The following is a 14,409-nucleotide window of genomic DNA, read 5'->3' on the forward strand; positions in this document are numbered from 1 at the left end:
TTCCTCGGACCGGGCGCGGCGGCGTTCGCCGGTGGCCGATCCCTGGAGGAAACGGAAATTCAAGCGCCGTAGCATACATGACCCCCGTCGGCCTAGGGAAACCCTGAATGCTCGGGCTGACGTCCGTCGGCAATCCCGGCACCGTTTGTCGCGGGCGCCTTGCAGCGGGGAGGCGAACGCTAAGCTTTTCATAAGCAAGGCAAGCGTTTACGTGGTTCGAGGTGCTGGATGGGCGAATTGCGGCGGACGGATTCAGGGAGCGGGCTCTACGAACGGTTGTTGCACCGGCTGGCCCTGGCGCTGGATGAAGCGGACACGGCGGTTCGATTGCGGGACGAAGAACCGCTGGAACTGGAACTCAAGGGATTGACCCCGGCTGAGATGGAGCTGATTCGCGCCTACCTGGACCGCGATACGCGCTGGCTGCGGGGCTGGCATGCGGCCGCCCAGGAGCTGGCGGCCATCCGTGACCTGCCGCGGCGCTCGTCACTCGGCGAGGCCAGTCCTCCCCAGCAGTTCACCCGCAAGCCCAGGCCACTACCCAACCGACGGCAGGAGCTCTGTTGCGCCATGTGCGGCACTCCGGCCGTCTGGCAGAGGGAGCGCGGAGTGAACGCCTGCATGTCCTGCGGCTCCCAGCTTTTCCGAACGTCCAATCCCCGTTAGGCTCCGGGCACCCTGGGAGGTGCCCGATGCCGATTCGTTACATCCTCAAGCAATTCATCCTGCCGCCAGGCAGCTTCCTGCTCCTGCTGCTGCTCGCCTGGTGGGTACGCCGGCGCTGGCCGCGCCTGTCGTTCGCCGGTTTCGTCGCGGGTCTGGTCGGGCTCTGGCTGATGAGCCTGCCCGTGGTGGTGGAGTGGTCCGCCCGCGTCCTGGAGCGGGAGCCGGCGCTGGCCGAGTCGGAATGGCCGGCGCTGGCCTCGCGTGTCGACGCCATCGTGGTGCTGGGCGGCGGTCGCGAGCGGGACGATCCGGCGTGGGGCGAGGACCAGCCGGCCTCCCAGGCACTCGAGCGCCTGCGCTATGCCGCGCGCCTGGCACGGGCCACCGGCTTGCCGCTGCTCACCACGGGTGGGCTGCATTTCGGCGAGCCGCCGAGCGAGGCGGCGATCATGGCGGAGGTGCTGCAGCGGGACTTCGGCGTCGCGGTCCGCTGGCAGGAGGGGGAGAGCCGGACCACCTGGGAGAACGCCACCTACAGCGCCCGTCTGCTCCAGCCTGCGGGGTTGCGCCGGGTGCTGCTGGTGACCCAGGCGTCGCACATGCCCCGGGCCCGCTGGAGCTTCGAGCGGGCCGGATTCGAGGTGGTCACGGCGCCCATGGGGTTCCTCGGCGTACCCAATGGACGTCCCCTGGGAGGCTGGCTGCCGGAGGCCAAGGCGGTCTGGCAGAACGGGATGCTGCTGAACGAGGCGGTTGGCCTCTTCGCCTACCCGCTGGCCTACGACTGAGCCTCTGTCCGATACCTCCGGCGAGCGATGGCGCGGCCCCCAGGAGCCGGCTCGTCGGCGAATGTTCCGGGGCCGGTCGCGCGCCCCGGCGGTCACACCGTCTTGGCGATGCGGCTGGCCATCAGCGCCCAGGCGAGCAGCAGGCCGCAGAGGATCACCAGGGGCCAGGCGCGCCATTGCAGGTAGGGCGTGAGGCCCTGCATCGGCAGCACCTCGCCGTAGAGAACACCCTGCTGGAACTGCGGGATCTGCTCGCTGATGGCGCCGGAGGGGGCGATCAGGGCGGTGACGCCGTTGTTGGTGGCGCGGATCATCCAGCGGCCGGCTTCCAGTGCGCGCATCTGGGCCATCTGCAGGTGTTGCAGCGGTCCGATGGAGGTGCCGAACCAGGTGTCGTTGGACACGGTCAGCAGGATGTCGCTGCGGGCCGCCAGGCTGGCGGCGAACTCGGGGTAGACCACCTCGTAGCAGATGTAGGGGGCGATGCGGTAGCCCTTGGCCAGGAGTGGTTCCTGGTCTGACGAGCCTCGCGCGAAGTCGGACATGGGCAGGTCGAAGAAGGCGATCAGTCCCCGCAACAGCTCCTGCAGCGGCACGTATTCGCCGAAGGGCACCAGCTTCTGCTTGAGGTAGGTGCCTTCGCCCTGGCCGACGACGGTGATGCCGTTGTAGTAGCGCTTCTCGCCCCGTTCGTTGAGTTCGCGGATCGGCACGCCGGTGATCAGCGCGGCCTGCCGGTCGTTGGCGTAGCGGGCCATGACGCCCAGGTAGCCCTCGACGAACTCCTTGAGCACGGGCACGGCGGTCTCCGGCCAGACGATCAGGTCGGCCTTCTGCGCGGCGAAGGTCATGTCGCGGTACAGGGCCAACTGGGCGTTGAGCTGCGCCGGATCCCATTTCAGGTTCTGCTCGACGTTGCCCTGCATGGCGGCCACCTTTAGCGGAGCGCCGGCCGGTTGGGTCCAGGCATGGCCCTTGAGGGCCGGGCCGATCAGCCAGGGGGCCAGCAGAAGGACGACGCCGATGCCGAGGAAGGCGGGCCGCACGCGCAGGCGCGCCAGGTTCACCAGCAGGGCGGCGGTCAGCGCCAGGAGGAAGGACAGCAGCCAGACGCCGCCCACCGGAGCGAGGCCCGCCAGGGGGCCGTCCAGTTGGCTGTAGCCGGCGTAGAGCCAGGGAAAACCGGTGAGGAACCAGCCCCGGAAGGCCTCCTGGGCCAGCCAGAGGGCGGCGAAGGCCAGGGTGTCCGCCAGGGCCGCCTCGTCGCGCCGCAGCCAGCGGGCCCAGAGCCAGGCGGGCAGGGCGAAGAACAGGGCGACGCCGGCGCTGAAGCCGACGGTGAGGAAGGTCGCGAGCGGGGCCGAGGCGGCGCCGTAGTCGTGGATGCTGACGTAGATCCAGCTGGTGCCGGCGAGGAACAGGCCGAGGCCGTAGCACCAGCCGCGCCAGAAGGCGGCTTTGGGCGCCAGGTGCCGCAGGCCCAGGTAGAACAGCGCCAGCGACAGCAGTTCCAGGGGCCAGGCGTCGAAGGGGGCGAATGCCAGGGGCGTCAGGGCGCCGGCGGCCAGTGCCAGCAGGTTGCCCGGCCAGCCGGGGCGGGAGATCCAGTTCATGCTCGGTCCTTGGGCGGATTGCGGCGCAGCGATGGAGTTCACAGGGGGGCTGAAGGTTCGGCCCGGGCCGGATTATCCACGGGCGCCCCTCCGCTGGGGAGAGGCGCTCGCGAATCAGCGGGACAGCGGCGAGAGTCGCAGCAGGTGGACGCGACGGCTGTCGGCGTTGAGCACGCGGAAGCGGAAGTCGCCGATATCGGTGGTCTCGTTGCGCTTGGGCAGGTGGCCGAAGGCGCCCATGACCAGGCCGCCGACGGTGTCGAACTCGTCCTCGGAGAAGTCGGTCTCGAAGAATTCGTTGAACGCATCCACCGGGGTCAGCGCCTTGACGATGAAGTCGCCACTGGGCAGCGGCTTGATGTAGCTGTCTTCCTCGACGTCGTGCTCGTCCTCGATATCGCCGACGATCTGCTCCAGCACATCCTCGATGGTCACCAGGCCCGCCACGCCGCCGTACTCGTCGATCACGACGGCCATGTGGTTGTGGTTGGCGCGGAACTCCCGCAGCAGCACGTTGAGTCGCTTGGACTCGGGAACGAAGGTGGCCGGCCGCAGCAGGTCCTTGATGTTGAAGGGCTGGTCGCTGTCCTGGAGGATCAGTGGCAGCAGGTCCTTGGCGAGCAGGATGCCCATGACGTCGTCGAGGCTTTCGCCGATGACCGGGTAGCGGGAGTGGGCGGCGTCGATGATCGCCGGGAGGAAGTCCTTCGGCGTCTGGTTGGCCTTGATGCTGATCATCTGCGAGCGCGGCACCATGATGTCGCGTACCTGCAGGTCGGCGACCTGGATGGCGCCCTCGACGATGGACAGCGCCTCGCTGTCCAGCAGCTTGTTCTGGTGGGCCTCGCGCAGCAGCTCGAGGAGCTCCTGGCGGCTTTTCGGCTCATGGGCAAAGGCCTGGGTCAGCTTTTCCAGCCAGGACCTGTGCCCGTTGCTCGATCGATCTTCGCTCATATGTCCTTTGCTCGATGCTTCTTATTGGTCTTCGTCGTCTTGATAAGGGTCGGGGTGGCCAAGTTCAGCCAGCAATTCCCGTTCCAGTGCTTCCATTTCCTCGGCTTCCTCATCCTCGATGTGGTCGTACCCCAGGAGGTGGAGGCAGCCGTGTATCACCAGGTGCGCCCAATGGGCGTCCACCGCCTTGCCCTGTTCCGCGGCCTCCCTCGCCACCACCGGTGCGCAGATCACCAGGTCGCCGAGCAGCGGGATATCCAGCAGCTCCTCGGGCACGTCGGCGGGGAAGGAGAGGACGTTGGTGGCGTAGTCCTTGTGCCGCCAGGTGCGGTTCAGTTCGCGCCCTTCGGGCTCGTCCACCAGGCGGATGGTCAGTTCGGAGTCGGCGCTGCGCTGGCGCAGGGCCAGTTCGCACCAGCGGCGGAAGTCCGCCTCGCTCGGCAGGCCCTGGGCCGTGCTGGCGAGTTGCAGGTCGAGTTCAAGCATGGTCGTCCAGGGCACCCGGGTCATTGTCGGCCGGCTTGGCCTTGGTCGCCTGCTGGCGGTTGTCGAAGCGGTCGTAGGCTTCCACGATGCGCTGCACCAGCGGATGGCGCACGACGTCCTGGGACTTGAAGTGGGTGAAACTGATGCCCGGCACGTCACGCAGCACGTCGATCACATGGGTCAGGCCGGATCGGGTGCCACGGGGCAGGTCGATCTGGGTGATGTCGCCGGTGATCACGGCGGTGGAGCCGAAGCCGATACGGGTGAGGAACATCTTCATCTGCTCGACGGTGGTGTTCTGACTCTCGTCGAGAATGATGAAGCTGTTGTTAAGGGTGCGTCCGCGCATGTAGGCCAGCGGGGCCACTTCGATCACCTGTTTCTCGATCAGCTTGGCCACGTGGTCGAAGCCGAGCATTTCGTAGAGCGCGTCGTAGAGCGGGCGCAGGTAGGGGTCGATCTTCTGGGAGAGGTCGCCGGGCAGGAAACCGAGCTTTTCGCCCGCTTCCACCGCCGGGCGGACCAGCAGGATGCGGCGCACCTGCTCGCGCTCCAGGGCGTCCACGGCGCAGGCCACCGCCAGGTAGGTCTTGCCGGTGCCCGCCGGGCCGATGCCGAAGTTGATGTCGTGGTCGAGGATCGACTTCACGTAGTTCTGCTGGTTCGCGCCCCGTGGCCGGATATGGCCCTTGCGGGTACGCAGGATCACCGCCTCGGTCCTCGGGCTGGCCTCGTCCATGCCGGTTTCCCGGAGGAAGAGGTGGACCATGTCGGGCGACAGCTCGATGGCTTCGGTTTCGCGGTAGAGGCGGCGCAGGAGGTTTTCCGTGGAGCGGGTGCGCTGGGGGTCGCCCACCAGTTCGAACTGGTTGCCGCGATTGCGGATTTCGATCCCCATGCCTTGTTCGATCAGGCGCAGGTGCTCGTCGAATTGGCCGCACAGGTTGGCGAAGCGGCGAGCCTCAAAGGGTTCCAGGGTGAAGCGGTGAAGATCCAGGGTGGCGTTCAATGTCGGTGTGCGCCCTTGGGCGTGAGGTGGGGGATGTGTTGAAGAATAACCCCGAGGGCCCGGCTGGAAAAGCACGGGCCCGGGGTGATCGTCAGTGCAGGGCCTCTTCGATCAGGCTGCCGCGCAGGGAGTGGGGCAGGGCGTCATCGATGCGGACGTCGACGAACTGGCCGATCAGGCGCGGGTTGGCGCTGCGGAAGTTGACGATGCGGTTGTTCTCGGTACGGCCCTGGAGCATGCCCGGGTCCTTCTTGGAGAAGTCGCTGACCAGGATGCGCTGGACGCTGCCGACCATTCGTCGGCTGATCTCGAAGCCCTGCTGGTTGATGCGGGCCTGGAGGATCTGCAGGCGCTGCTTCTTCACCTCTTCCGGGGTGTCGTCGGCGAGGTCGGCCGCCGGGGTGCCGGGGCGCGCGCTGTAGACGAAGGAGTAGGAGAAGTCGAAGCCGACGTCCTCCACCAGCTTCATGGTGGCCTCGAAGTCCTTGTCGGTCTCGCCGGGGAAACCAACGATGAAGTCGGAGCTGATGCAGATGTCCGGCACCGCCGCCTTCAGCTTGCGGATGCGTGACTTGTATTCCAGTGCGGTGTGGTTGCGCTTCATGGCCGCGAGGATGCGATCGGAGCCCGCCTGCACCGGCAGGTGGACGAACTTCACCAGTTCCGGCACCTCGGCGTGGGCCTGGATCAGGGCGTCGGAGAACTCCAGCGGATGCGAGGTGGTGTAGCGGATGCGGTCGATGCCGTCGACGGCGGCCACCACGCGGATCAGTTCGGCGAAGTCGGCGATGCGGCCGTCATGGGTCTGGCCACGGTAGCCGTTGACGTTCTGGCCCAGGAGGGTGACTTCGCGGACGCCGTTCTCGGCCAGGTGGATCACTTCGGCCAGCACGTCGTCGAAGGGGCGGCTGACTTCCTCGCCCCGGGTGTAGGGCACCACGCAGAAGGTGCAGTACTTGCTGCAGCCTTCCATCACCGAGACGAAGGCGCTGGGCCCGTCGACCCGGGGCTCGGGCAGGCGGTCGAACTTCTCGATCTCGGGGAAGCTGATGTCCACCTGGGGTTTGCGGGTGATGCGTGCGGCGTCGATCATCTCCGGCAGGCGATGCAGGGTCTGCGGGCCGAAGACCACGTCCACGTAGGGCGCTCGCTCGCGGATGGCGGCGCCTTCCTGGCTGGCCACGCAGCCGCCGACGCCGATCACCAGCTCCGGGTTCTGCTGTTTCAGCTCACGCCAGCGACCAAGTTGCGAGAACACCTTCTCCTGCGCCTTCTCGCGGATCGAGCAGGTGTTGAGCAGGATGACGTCGGCATCTTCGGCGCGCTCGGTCACTTCCAGCGCCTGGTGTTCGCCCAGCAGGTCGGCCATGCGCGAGCTGTCGTACTCGTTCATCTGGCAGCCGTGGGTTTCGATATAGAGCTTCTTGGCCATGCACGTATGAGTCGGGTGATTCGAAGAACCGCGCATTATAGTCGCGCCGTTCCGTCGTTCCTAGCGCCGGCCGCCTGGTGGCTGTGCTATGATCCGTGCCCCCCGAAATTCCGCGTGATCCGCCCTCAATCGCCATGAGCAAGCCCGACCCCATCTACAAGGTGATCTTCCTCAACCAGGGACAGGTGTACGAGATGTATGCCAAGCAGATCTTCCAGAGCGATCTGTGGGGATTCCTCGAAGTGGAGGAATTCGTCTTCGGTGAGCGCACCCAGGTGGTGGTCGATCCCAGCGAGGAGAAGCTCAAGGCCCAGTTCGAAGGCGTCGTGCGCAGCTTCCTGCCCATGCACTCCATCATCCGCATCGATGAAGTGGAGCGCCTGGGAACCCCGAAGATCAGCGAAGCCAAGGGCAGTGGCAACGTGATGCCTTTCCCCATGCCGTTGCCGGACAAGAACAGCTGATCGCTCGAGGTGGGCAGGCTTCGACGCCGGCCCCCGGCTTGAACTTCCCGGTAAGGCCTGGTCGCTACGGCAGCGGCGCGAAGGGCGAGCTGCCGTCGGAAGCCTGCAATTCCAGCAGGTAGTTGCGGAAGATCTGCCCCAGCACCTGGGTGGCGATTTCAAGTTCGTCGCTGCGCATCTGCGCGGCCACCAGGTCGGCGCTGTCCATCGCTTCGTCCGAGCCGTTCACCGCCGACATCTTCAGCACGATATAGGCCTGCACGTTGTTGGCGGGGACGCCCTCGCCCCGGAAGAACATGTTGCCCAGGCGCAACTGTGCGTTGGCGTGGCCCTGCAGAGACGCCTGCTCGAACCATTGCAGGGCCTGTGCGAGGTCGCGTGGCGTGCGTTTGCCGTCGTAATAGAACTCACCGAGTTCGTACTGGGCTTCGGCGTCACCGCCCTTGGCGGCCTGCTGGCAGGCGGAGAGGGCTTCCGAGAGGTTTTCCGGCAGGGTGTTGAGGTTGCAGCGGCCGGTAGCCGGGATCAGCAGCGAGTTGCCGCCGGCGTTGGCCAGCAGCGGCAGGGCGAGCAACAGGCAGCCCAGGATCAGGCTGCGGCCGGTGCGGTTCATGGGGATCACAGCGCCTCGGAAGCAATGCGGGCTTCATGCCCGGTCGGCGAAAAACGCGCCGACCTGCGCATTATGAAATAAGCCGGGGCGATCTTACAAAGTCTTTACCGGGGTCGTCCGTCGCCGCGCGCATCGCGAGGGTGGAACCCGCCTCCGGTGTATCGCCGGTGAAACGAAAACGCCCGGCCAGCGATGGGCTGGCCGGGCGTCTGCGAGGCGGATGTCGATCAGGCCTTGAGCTGGGCGAAGGCGCGCTCGGCGGCATCCAGGGTGATGGCCAGTTCCGCGTCTCCGTGGGCGATGGAGGTGAAGCCGGCCTCGAAGGCGCTGGGGGCCAGGTATACGCCACCTTCCAGCATCAGGTGGAAGAAGCGCTTGAAGCGTTCGGCATCGCTGGCCATCACGTCCTGGAAGGTGACGATGTCGTCGGCGCCGCTGAAGTAGAGGCCGAACATGCCGCCCGCCTGGGTGGTGACGAAGGGGATGCCGGCGGCATCGGCGCGCTGCTGCAGGCCGTCGAGCATGCGCGTGGTGTAGTCGGTCAGCTCGGCGTGGAAGCCCGGGCGGCTGATCAGCTTCAGGGTGGTCAGGCCGGCGGCCATCGCCAGCGGGTTACCGGACAGGGTCCCGGCCTGGTAGACCGGGCCCAGCGGGGCGACGCAGGACATGATCTCGCGCTTGCCGCCGAAGCAGCCCACGGGCATGCCGCCGCCGACGATCTTGCCGAAGGTGGACAGGTCCGGGGTCACGCCGTAGTGCGCCTGGGCGCCGCCGAGTGCGACGCGGAAGCCGGTCATCACTTCGTCGAAGATCAGCACCACGCCGTGCTGGTCGCATAGCCGGCGCAGGCCTTCGAGGAAGCCGGGTGCCGGCGGCACGCAGTTCATGTTGCCGGCGACCGGTTCGACGATGATGCAGGCTACATCCTGGCCGACTTCGGCGAGCATCTGCTCCACCGCGTCGATGTCGTTGAAGGGCAGCGTCAGGGTGTGCCTGGCGAAGGCCGCGGGCACGCCGGCGGAGCTCGGCACGCCCTGGGTCAGGGCGCCGGAGCCGGCTTTCACCAGCAGGCTGTCGGAGTGGCCGTGGTAGCAGCCTTCGAACTTGATGATGCTGTCGCGACCGGTGAAGCCACGGGCCAGGCGGATGGCGCTCATGGTGGCCTCGGTGCCGGAGCTGACCATGCGCACCATTTCCATGGACGGCACCAGGGAGCAGACCAGGTCGGCCATCTCGGTTTCCATGGCCGTCGGCGCGCCGTAGGACAGGCCGTGTTCCAGCTGGCGGCGCACCGCATCGAGCACGTCCGGGTGGCTGTGGCCGAGGATCATCGGGCCCCAGGAACCCACGTAGTCCACGTAGCGCTTGTCGTCCTCGTCCGTCACGTAGGCGCCGCTCGCGTGCTTGAAGAACAGCGGCGTGCCGCCGACGCTCTTGAAGGCGCGGACCGGTGAGTTGACGCCACCGGGGATATGTTTCTGGGCGTTGGCGAAGAGGAGTTCGGAACGGGACATGGCAGGTCTCTCTTTCAAGCGAATTCGGGGTCAGGCGGCGTCGAACAGGGCGCTGAAGGCGCGGGCGCGGCGTTCCACCTCGTCGGCGGACTCGGCGCCGAACAGGGCGTGGATCACCGCCAGCATGCCGGCGCCCCGTGCGATCAGCTCGGGGGCGTTGTCCAGGGTCACGCCGCCGATGGCGACGATGGGGGCCTGGAAGCGCTGGCGGGCCTGATCCAGCAACTCGAGGGTGGCGGCGGGCGCGCCTGGCTTGGTCAGGGAATTGTAGAAGCGGCCGAAGGCGATGTAGCTGGCGCCTTCCTTGAGGGCGGCGTCGGCCAGGTCGAGGCTGGCGTGGCAGGTGCCGCCGATGATCGCCTGGCGGCCGAGCAGCGCACGGGCGGCGGCGAGGGAGCCGTCGCCCTGGCCCAGGTGCAGGCCGACGCCCAGGCGGGCGGCCAGCTCGGCATCGTCGTTGATGATCAGATGGGCGCCGTAGCGGGTGCAGAGTTCGCGCAGGGCCTCGGCTTCCCGCAGGCGGCGGGCTTCGTCACTGGACTTGTCGCGGTACTGCAGCAGTCGGGCGCCGCCCTTGAGGGCCGCTTCCACATAGGGCAGCAGCTTGCCGCCGGCCAGCAGCTGGCTGTCGGTGATGGCGTAGAGGCCGCGCAGTTTCATGAGCAGAAGTCCAACGGCAGGCGGCGTGGCACGTACTGGCCGTGGCCGGGTTGTTCGGCATCGCGCAGGGTGCGCCAGGTGTAGTCCAGGGCGCTGCGCACGGCGCTGGCGAGTTCCTCGCCCAGGGCCAGGCGGCCGGCGAGGGCGCTGGCCAGGGTGCAGCCCGAGCCGTGATAGCTGCCCGGCAGGCGCTGGCAGGTGAAGGTATGGTGCGTGCCTTCGCGGGTATAGAGACGGTTGTGGACTTCGCTTTCATCCCCGTGGCCGCCGGTGATCAGCAGGTTGCGGCAGAAGGGCAGCAGTTTCTCGGCGCACTCGTCGGCACTGCCGTCCGGCAGTTCGGCGAGGATGCGGGCTTCCGGCAGGTTCGGGGTGGCGATGGCGGCCACCGGCAGCAGGCGCTCGCGGATCGCGAAGCCCACTTCGTCCTTGCCCAGGGCGCCGCCGCCGCCGGCCCGCAACACCGGATCGCAGACCAGTGGCACGCCCGGCAGTGACTGCATGATCTCCAGAACGGTTTCCACCATCTGCACCGACCCGAGCATGCCCAGCTTGACGGCGGCTACCGGCAGGTCGGCGATCACCGCATGGGCCTGGGCCAGCACCCACTCGCGGTCGAGGACGCGGAAGTCGGAAACGTTGACGGTATCCTGCACGGTCAGGGCGGTCACTGCCGGTGCGGCGTGGCAGCCTTGCGCGATCAGGGCTTCGATATCCGCCTGCAGGCCGGCGCCACCACTGGGGTCGTGGCCGGAGAGGCAGAGCACTACGGGGCGAGAGTTGGTCGTTTTCATGGTCGGCGAGCTTACCACTAAACATCCTGGCCGACCGCACCGGCGGCGGTTTGCCTCAGGGGGGCTGGCGCATGCCCCCGCGGTCAGTCTCAAAGGCCCGGAATAGAGCCGTTAGTGAATGATGGCAATGTGCAGCTTCCCGCCGATCCGGGCTGTGCTAGAGTGGCTGCATTTCCAACAACCTGGCCCAGGTGGCGCGCAGATCGAGGAGGAGGGGCTCCCAGACGCGACCAGAGGCCATTGCGGGGCGGCATGCGTATCCTCCTTCTCCTATTCCTGTGCCTGGTTGCGACCCTGTCCCGCGCCGTGACCTTCGACGAGCAGACCCGCAGCCTGCCGTTGGGGCTGCATATGGACGTGTTCGAGGACGTGCGCGGCGACGCCCGCATCGACGACATCATCTCCCCGGCCCTGCAGACCAGCTTCCGCCGCAGCGACAAGCCCGTGCTCAACGCCGGCTACTCACGCTCGGTGTTCTGGCTGCGGGTCGACCTCGAATATCGCCCGCTCGAGCGGGGCGGCCTGCAGAACTGGTTGCTGGAGCTGGCCTACCCGCCCCTCGATCACCTGGACCTCTACCTGCCGGATGGCCAGGGCGACTACAGGCTCGCCCAGCGCACCGGCGATGCCTTGCCCTTCTCCAGCCGGCAGATCAAGCAGAACAGCTACCTCTTCAACGTCGACCTGCAACCCAACCAGAAGAAGCGCCTCTACCTGCGCCTGCAGAGCGAAGGCTCCATCCAGGCGCCGCTGACCCTCTGGTCGCCCCAGGCCTACCTGGAGGAGCAGCCGGAGCGCATCTACGTCCTCGGCATCATCTATGGCGTGCTGCTGGTGATGCTGGTCTACAACCTCTTCATCTATCTCAGCGTCCGCGACACCAGTTACCTCTACTACATCCTCTATATCGGCTCGTTCGGGCTCTACCAGATCTCGGTGAACGGTGCGGGCATCCAGTACTTCTGGCCGGACCACCCCTGGTGGGCCAATGCCGCCACCCCCTTCCTGATCGGCTCGGCGGCGCTGTTCGGCTGCCAGTTCGCCCGCAGCTTCCTGCACACCGCCGACCACAGTCCCTGGATGGATCGCACCCTGCTGGTGCTGATGGCGGTGGGTGCGCTGACCATGGTCCTGGCGCTGACCGCCAGTTACGGCGTCGCCCTGCGCCTGGCCACCTCCCTGGCGCTGATCTTCACCGTGGCGATCTTCTCCGCCGGCGTGCTCGCCTGGCTGCGGGGCATGCGCGTCGCGCGCTACTTCATCATCGCCTGGACCGCCTTCCTGCTGGGGGGCGCCGTCAACACCCTGATGGTGCTCGGCTACCTGCCCAATATCTTCCTCACCATGTACGCCAGCCAGATCGGCTCGGCGCTGGAGGTCGGACTGCTGTCCCTGGCGCTTGCCGACCGCATCAACGCCATGAAGGAGGAGCGTGCCCGCATCCTCCAGGACGCGAGCCGCAAGCTGGAAGCGCTGAACCAGGAGCTGGCAAACAGCAACCGCCTGAAGGACGAATTCCTCGCCACCGTCACCCACGAACTGCGCACCCCGATGAACGGCGTGATCGGCTCCCTGGAGCTGATGCAGACCCTCTCCCTGGACGACGAACTGGAGCAGTACCAGCGCACGGCATCCGGTTCGGCACGGGACATGATGCGCCTGGTGAACGACATCCTCGCCATGACCGAACTGCAGGCCGGCAAGCTCTACCCTCGACGGGAGCCTTTCAGCCTGCGGGGCATGCTGGACAGCCTGCGCGCCCAGTTCGAACCCCGGGCGACGGAGAAGGGGCTGGCCTTCGAGCTCAGCTTCGACCACAAGCTGCCGGATACCCTGGAAGGCGATTCCGGCAAGCTGGCCCAGGCCCTGGGCTACCTGCTGGACAACGCCATCAAGTTCACCCCCCGGGGCCGCGTCGGCCTCAGCGTCAGCGGCCAGGAGACGGAGGCCGGCGGCCTGGCCCTGAGCATCCAGGTGAGTGACACCGGCATCGGCTTCGTCACCCCGCCGGACGGCCTGCTGTACCGGCGCTTCTACCAGCTGGACGGTTCCATGACCCGTGAGTACGGCGGCCTGGGCATCGGCCTCGCCCTCAGCCAGCAACTGGTGGCCCTGCTCGGTGGCGCCCTGTCCCATCAGTCCAGGCCCGGTCATGGCAGCACCTTCACCCTCGACCTGGCCTTCTCGCTTCCCGTCCAGGCCCGGGCCGTGCCCATGCGTCGCCCCGGAGGCCAGCCGGTGCGCCGGCCGGATCAGTGCACCGTGCTGGTGGTGGAGGACAATGCCATCAACCAGCTGGTCACTCGAGGCATGCTGCTCAAGCTCGGCTACCGCGTCGTCACCGCCGACAACGGGGCCGAAGCCCTGGAGCAGATTCGCCGGGAGCCGGTGGACGCCGTGCTGCTGGACTGCCAGATGCCGGTGATGGACGGGTTCGCCACCTGCCGCGCGCTTCGGGCCATGCCCGGTTGCGCGGAGCTGCCGGTGCTGGCCATCACCGCCCACAGCCACAGCGGCGATCGCGAGCGCTGCCTGGCGGCGGGCATGAGCGACTACCTGGCCAAGCCGGTGAAGTTCGAGGAGCTGCGCAGCCTGCTCCATGACTGGCTGCTGTGCCGCCCCGTCGCGGCGGTTCGCTCCCTCAGCTGAGGCACCTTCTCGCAGGCCGGAACGCGGCGGCATTAATGCCATCCTTCGCGGCACCTCTCCCGCTTTCTGCAACCTCTGAATCCTGATTCACTAAAAACAGTGAACCGGGATTCAGACCATGGCCTACCGCACCACCGCCGCACGGCTCGACCGTGACCAGTCGCTGCGCAACCGCATCCTCGCCTGCGCCCATGCCCGGGTGGTGGACGGGGGATTCGCCGCCCTGACCATGCAGGCCCTGGCCGAAGACGCCGGCATCGCCACCGGCAGCCTCTACCGCCATTTCGGCAACAAGGGCGAGCTGGCCGCCGAGGTCTTCGCCCGTGCCAGCCAGCAGGAAGTCGACAGCCTGGCCACTGTCCTGCGGGGCGATGGCAGTGCAGCCGAGCGCCTGGCCCGGGGGTTGCGCCAGTTCGCGGCGCGGGCCTGGAACAGCCGTCGCCTGGCCTTCGCCCTGATCGCCGAGCCGGTGGACCCCGAAGTGGACGAGCAGCGCCTGCTCTACCGCGAGGCCTATGCGGAGCTTTTCGAACGATTGCTTGAAGAGGGACGCGACCGTGGCGAGTTCCAGGTGCCCTCCATCCCCCTGACCGCCGCCTGCCTGGTAGGTGCCATCGCCGAGTCGCTGGTGGGACCGCTGTCGCCTCCGGCCCGCGCCTTGCGCGAAGCCGGGCATCGGGCGGACGACCTCGACAGCGTCTGCGACAACCTCGTGACCTTCTGCCTGCGCGCCCTGGGCGCCGGCCAACCTGCCCTGGAGAACTGAA

Annotated in this window: 14 protein-coding genes; 5 read left to right on the top strand and 9 right to left on the bottom strand. The window is 67.3% G+C overall.

The annotated features are described in order from the left end of the window. The first annotated feature begins 228 nt into the window (after window positions 1-228). Both KF707C_RS03800 and KF707C_RS03805 read left to right on the top strand, forming a co-directional pair. Complete coding sequence (locus KF707C_RS03800) at window positions 229-666, top strand: hypothetical protein (RefSeq protein WP_004420325.1); 438 nt, start codon at window positions 229-231, stop codon at window positions 664-666. A 26-nt stretch (window positions 667-692) separates the two neighbouring features. Further along, entirely contained in the window at window positions 693-1,454 is a 762-nt protein-coding gene (locus KF707C_RS03805; RefSeq protein WP_004420323.1) for a YdcF family protein, read from the top strand. A gap of 92 nt (window positions 1,455-1,546) precedes the next feature. On the opposite strand, the gene lnt is transcribed toward KF707C_RS03805, so the two are convergent. From lnt to miaB, 5 genes are all read right to left on the bottom strand, one after another. Then, complete coding sequence (gene lnt / locus KF707C_RS03810) at window positions 1,547-3,067, bottom strand: apolipoprotein N-acyltransferase (RefSeq protein WP_004420321.1); 1,521 nt, start codon at window positions 3,065-3,067, stop codon at window positions 1,547-1,549. A gap of 114 nt (window positions 3,068-3,181) precedes the next feature. Then, on the bottom strand, window positions 3,182-4,021 hold the full coding sequence (locus KF707C_RS03815; protein ID WP_004420320.1) for an HlyC/CorC family transporter: 840 nt from the start codon (window positions 4,019-4,021) through the stop codon (window positions 3,182-3,184). 21 nt (window positions 4,022-4,042) lie between these two features. Continuing rightward, window positions 4,043-4,507: an rRNA maturation RNase YbeY gene (gene ybeY / locus KF707C_RS03820; protein ID WP_004420318.1), complete on the bottom strand. Its 465-nt coding sequence runs from the start codon at window positions 4,505-4,507 to the stop codon at window positions 4,043-4,045. Then, window positions 4,500-5,516 carry a PhoH family protein gene (locus tag KF707C_RS03825; protein ID WP_004420317.1) on the bottom strand — a complete coding sequence of 339 codons (1,017 nt, stop codon included), beginning with the start codon at window positions 5,514-5,516 and terminating at the stop codon, window positions 4,500-4,502. The genes ybeY and KF707C_RS03825 overlap by 8 nt, the downstream gene beginning before the upstream one ends. A gap of 91 nt (window positions 5,517-5,607) precedes the next feature. Then, complete coding sequence (gene miaB, locus KF707C_RS03830; RefSeq protein WP_004420316.1) at window positions 5,608-6,948, bottom strand: tRNA (N6-isopentenyl adenosine(37)-C2)-methylthiotransferase MiaB; 1,341 nt, start codon at window positions 6,946-6,948, stop codon at window positions 5,608-5,610. Window positions 6,949-7,082: 134 nt separating this feature from the next. Between miaB and KF707C_RS03835 the strand changes: the two genes are divergently transcribed. Then, window positions 7,083-7,412 carry a DUF1820 family protein gene (locus KF707C_RS03835; RefSeq protein WP_004420314.1) on the top strand — a complete coding sequence of 110 codons (330 nt, stop codon included), beginning with the start codon at window positions 7,083-7,085 and terminating at the stop codon, window positions 7,410-7,412. A 64-nt stretch (window positions 7,413-7,476) separates the two neighbouring features. Here the strand turns inward: KF707C_RS03835 and KF707C_RS03840 are convergent, their stop codons facing one another. The 4 genes from KF707C_RS03840 to KF707C_RS03855 all read right to left on the bottom strand — a co-directional run bounded on the left by KF707C_RS03840 (window position 7,477) and on the right by KF707C_RS03855 (window position 10,993). Continuing rightward, window positions 7,477-8,025: a tetratricopeptide repeat protein gene (locus KF707C_RS03840; RefSeq protein ID WP_004420312.1), complete on the bottom strand. Its 549-nt coding sequence runs from the start codon at window positions 8,023-8,025 to the stop codon at window positions 7,477-7,479. A 227-nt stretch (window positions 8,026-8,252) separates the two neighbouring features. Then, a complete protein-coding gene (hemL, locus tag KF707C_RS03845; protein ID WP_004420311.1) occupies window positions 8,253-9,539 on the bottom strand; it encodes a glutamate-1-semialdehyde 2,1-aminomutase in 1,287 nt (428 codons plus the stop codon). Between the two features lie 30 nt (window positions 9,540-9,569). After that, window positions 9,570-10,199, bottom strand: a complete 630-nt coding sequence (gene thiE, locus KF707C_RS03850; protein WP_004420309.1) for a thiamine phosphate synthase — start codon at window positions 10,197-10,199, stop codon at window positions 9,570-9,572. Beyond that, complete coding sequence (locus tag KF707C_RS03855) at window positions 10,196-10,993, bottom strand: hydroxymethylpyrimidine/phosphomethylpyrimidine kinase (protein WP_036991295.1); 798 nt, start codon at window positions 10,991-10,993, stop codon at window positions 10,196-10,198. The genes thiE and KF707C_RS03855 overlap by 4 nt, the downstream gene beginning before the upstream one ends. 252 nt (window positions 10,994-11,245) lie before the next feature. Here KF707C_RS03855 and KF707C_RS03860 point away from each other — a divergent pair, with 252 nt between their 5' ends. Together KF707C_RS03860 and KF707C_RS03865 are read left to right on the top strand one after the other, a co-directional pair. Beyond that, complete coding sequence (locus KF707C_RS03860; RefSeq protein WP_004420305.1) at window positions 11,246-13,642, top strand: hybrid sensor histidine kinase/response regulator; 2,397 nt, start codon at window positions 11,246-11,248, stop codon at window positions 13,640-13,642. A 118-nt stretch (window positions 13,643-13,760) separates the two neighbouring features. After that, a complete protein-coding gene (locus KF707C_RS03865) occupies window positions 13,761-14,408 on the top strand; it encodes a TetR/AcrR family transcriptional regulator (RefSeq protein ID WP_004420302.1) in 648 nt (215 codons plus the stop codon). Window position 14,409 lies beyond the last annotated feature (1 nt).

The organism is Pseudomonas furukawaii, assembly GCF_002355475.1.
GTDB classification, from domain to species: domain Bacteria; phylum Pseudomonadota; class Gammaproteobacteria; order Pseudomonadales; family Pseudomonadaceae; genus Metapseudomonas; species Metapseudomonas furukawaii.

What these genes read in the sequence shown, in the direction of transcription:
- lnt (WP_004420321.1), bottom strand. Translation starts at nt 3,067, where the DNA reads ATGAACTGGATCTCCCGCCCCGGCTGGCCGGGCAACCTGCTGGCACTG.
- KF707C_RS03855 (WP_036991295.1), bottom strand. Translation starts at nt 10,993, where the DNA reads ATGAAAACGACCAACTCTCGCCCCGTAGTGCTCTGCCTCTCCGGCCAC.
- KF707C_RS03840 (WP_004420312.1), bottom strand. Translation starts at nt 8,025, where the DNA reads ATGAACCGCACCGGCCGCAGCCTGATCCTGGGCTGCCTGTTGCTCGCC.
- KF707C_RS03860 (WP_004420305.1), top strand. Translation starts at nt 11,246, where the DNA reads ATGCGTATCCTCCTTCTCCTATTCCTGTGCCTGGTTGCGACCCTGTCC.
- KF707C_RS03815 (WP_004420320.1), bottom strand. Translation starts at nt 4,021, where the DNA reads ATGAGCGAAGATCGATCGAGCAACGGGCACAGGTCCTGGCTGGAAAAG.
- ybeY (WP_004420318.1), bottom strand. Translation starts at nt 4,507, where the DNA reads ATGCTTGAACTCGACCTGCAACTCGCCAGCACGGCCCAGGGCCTGCCG.
- hemL (WP_004420311.1), bottom strand. Translation starts at nt 9,539, where the DNA reads ATGTCCCGTTCCGAACTCCTCTTCGCCAACGCCCAGAAACATATCCCC.
- KF707C_RS03800 (WP_004420325.1), top strand. Translation starts at nt 229, where the DNA reads ATGGGCGAATTGCGGCGGACGGATTCAGGGAGCGGGCTCTACGAACGG.
- KF707C_RS03865 (WP_004420302.1), top strand. Translation starts at nt 13,761, where the DNA reads ATGGCCTACCGCACCACCGCCGCACGGCTCGACCGTGACCAGTCGCTG.
- miaB (WP_004420316.1), bottom strand. Translation starts at nt 6,948, where the DNA reads ATGGCCAAGAAGCTCTATATCGAAACCCACGGCTGCCAGATGAACGAG.
- thiE (WP_004420309.1), bottom strand. Translation starts at nt 10,199, where the DNA reads ATGAAACTGCGCGGCCTCTACGCCATCACCGACAGCCAGCTGCTGGCC.
- KF707C_RS03805 (WP_004420323.1), top strand. Translation starts at nt 693, where the DNA reads ATGCCGATTCGTTACATCCTCAAGCAATTCATCCTGCCGCCAGGCAGC.
- KF707C_RS03835 (WP_004420314.1), top strand. Translation starts at nt 7,083, where the DNA reads ATGAGCAAGCCCGACCCCATCTACAAGGTGATCTTCCTCAACCAGGGA.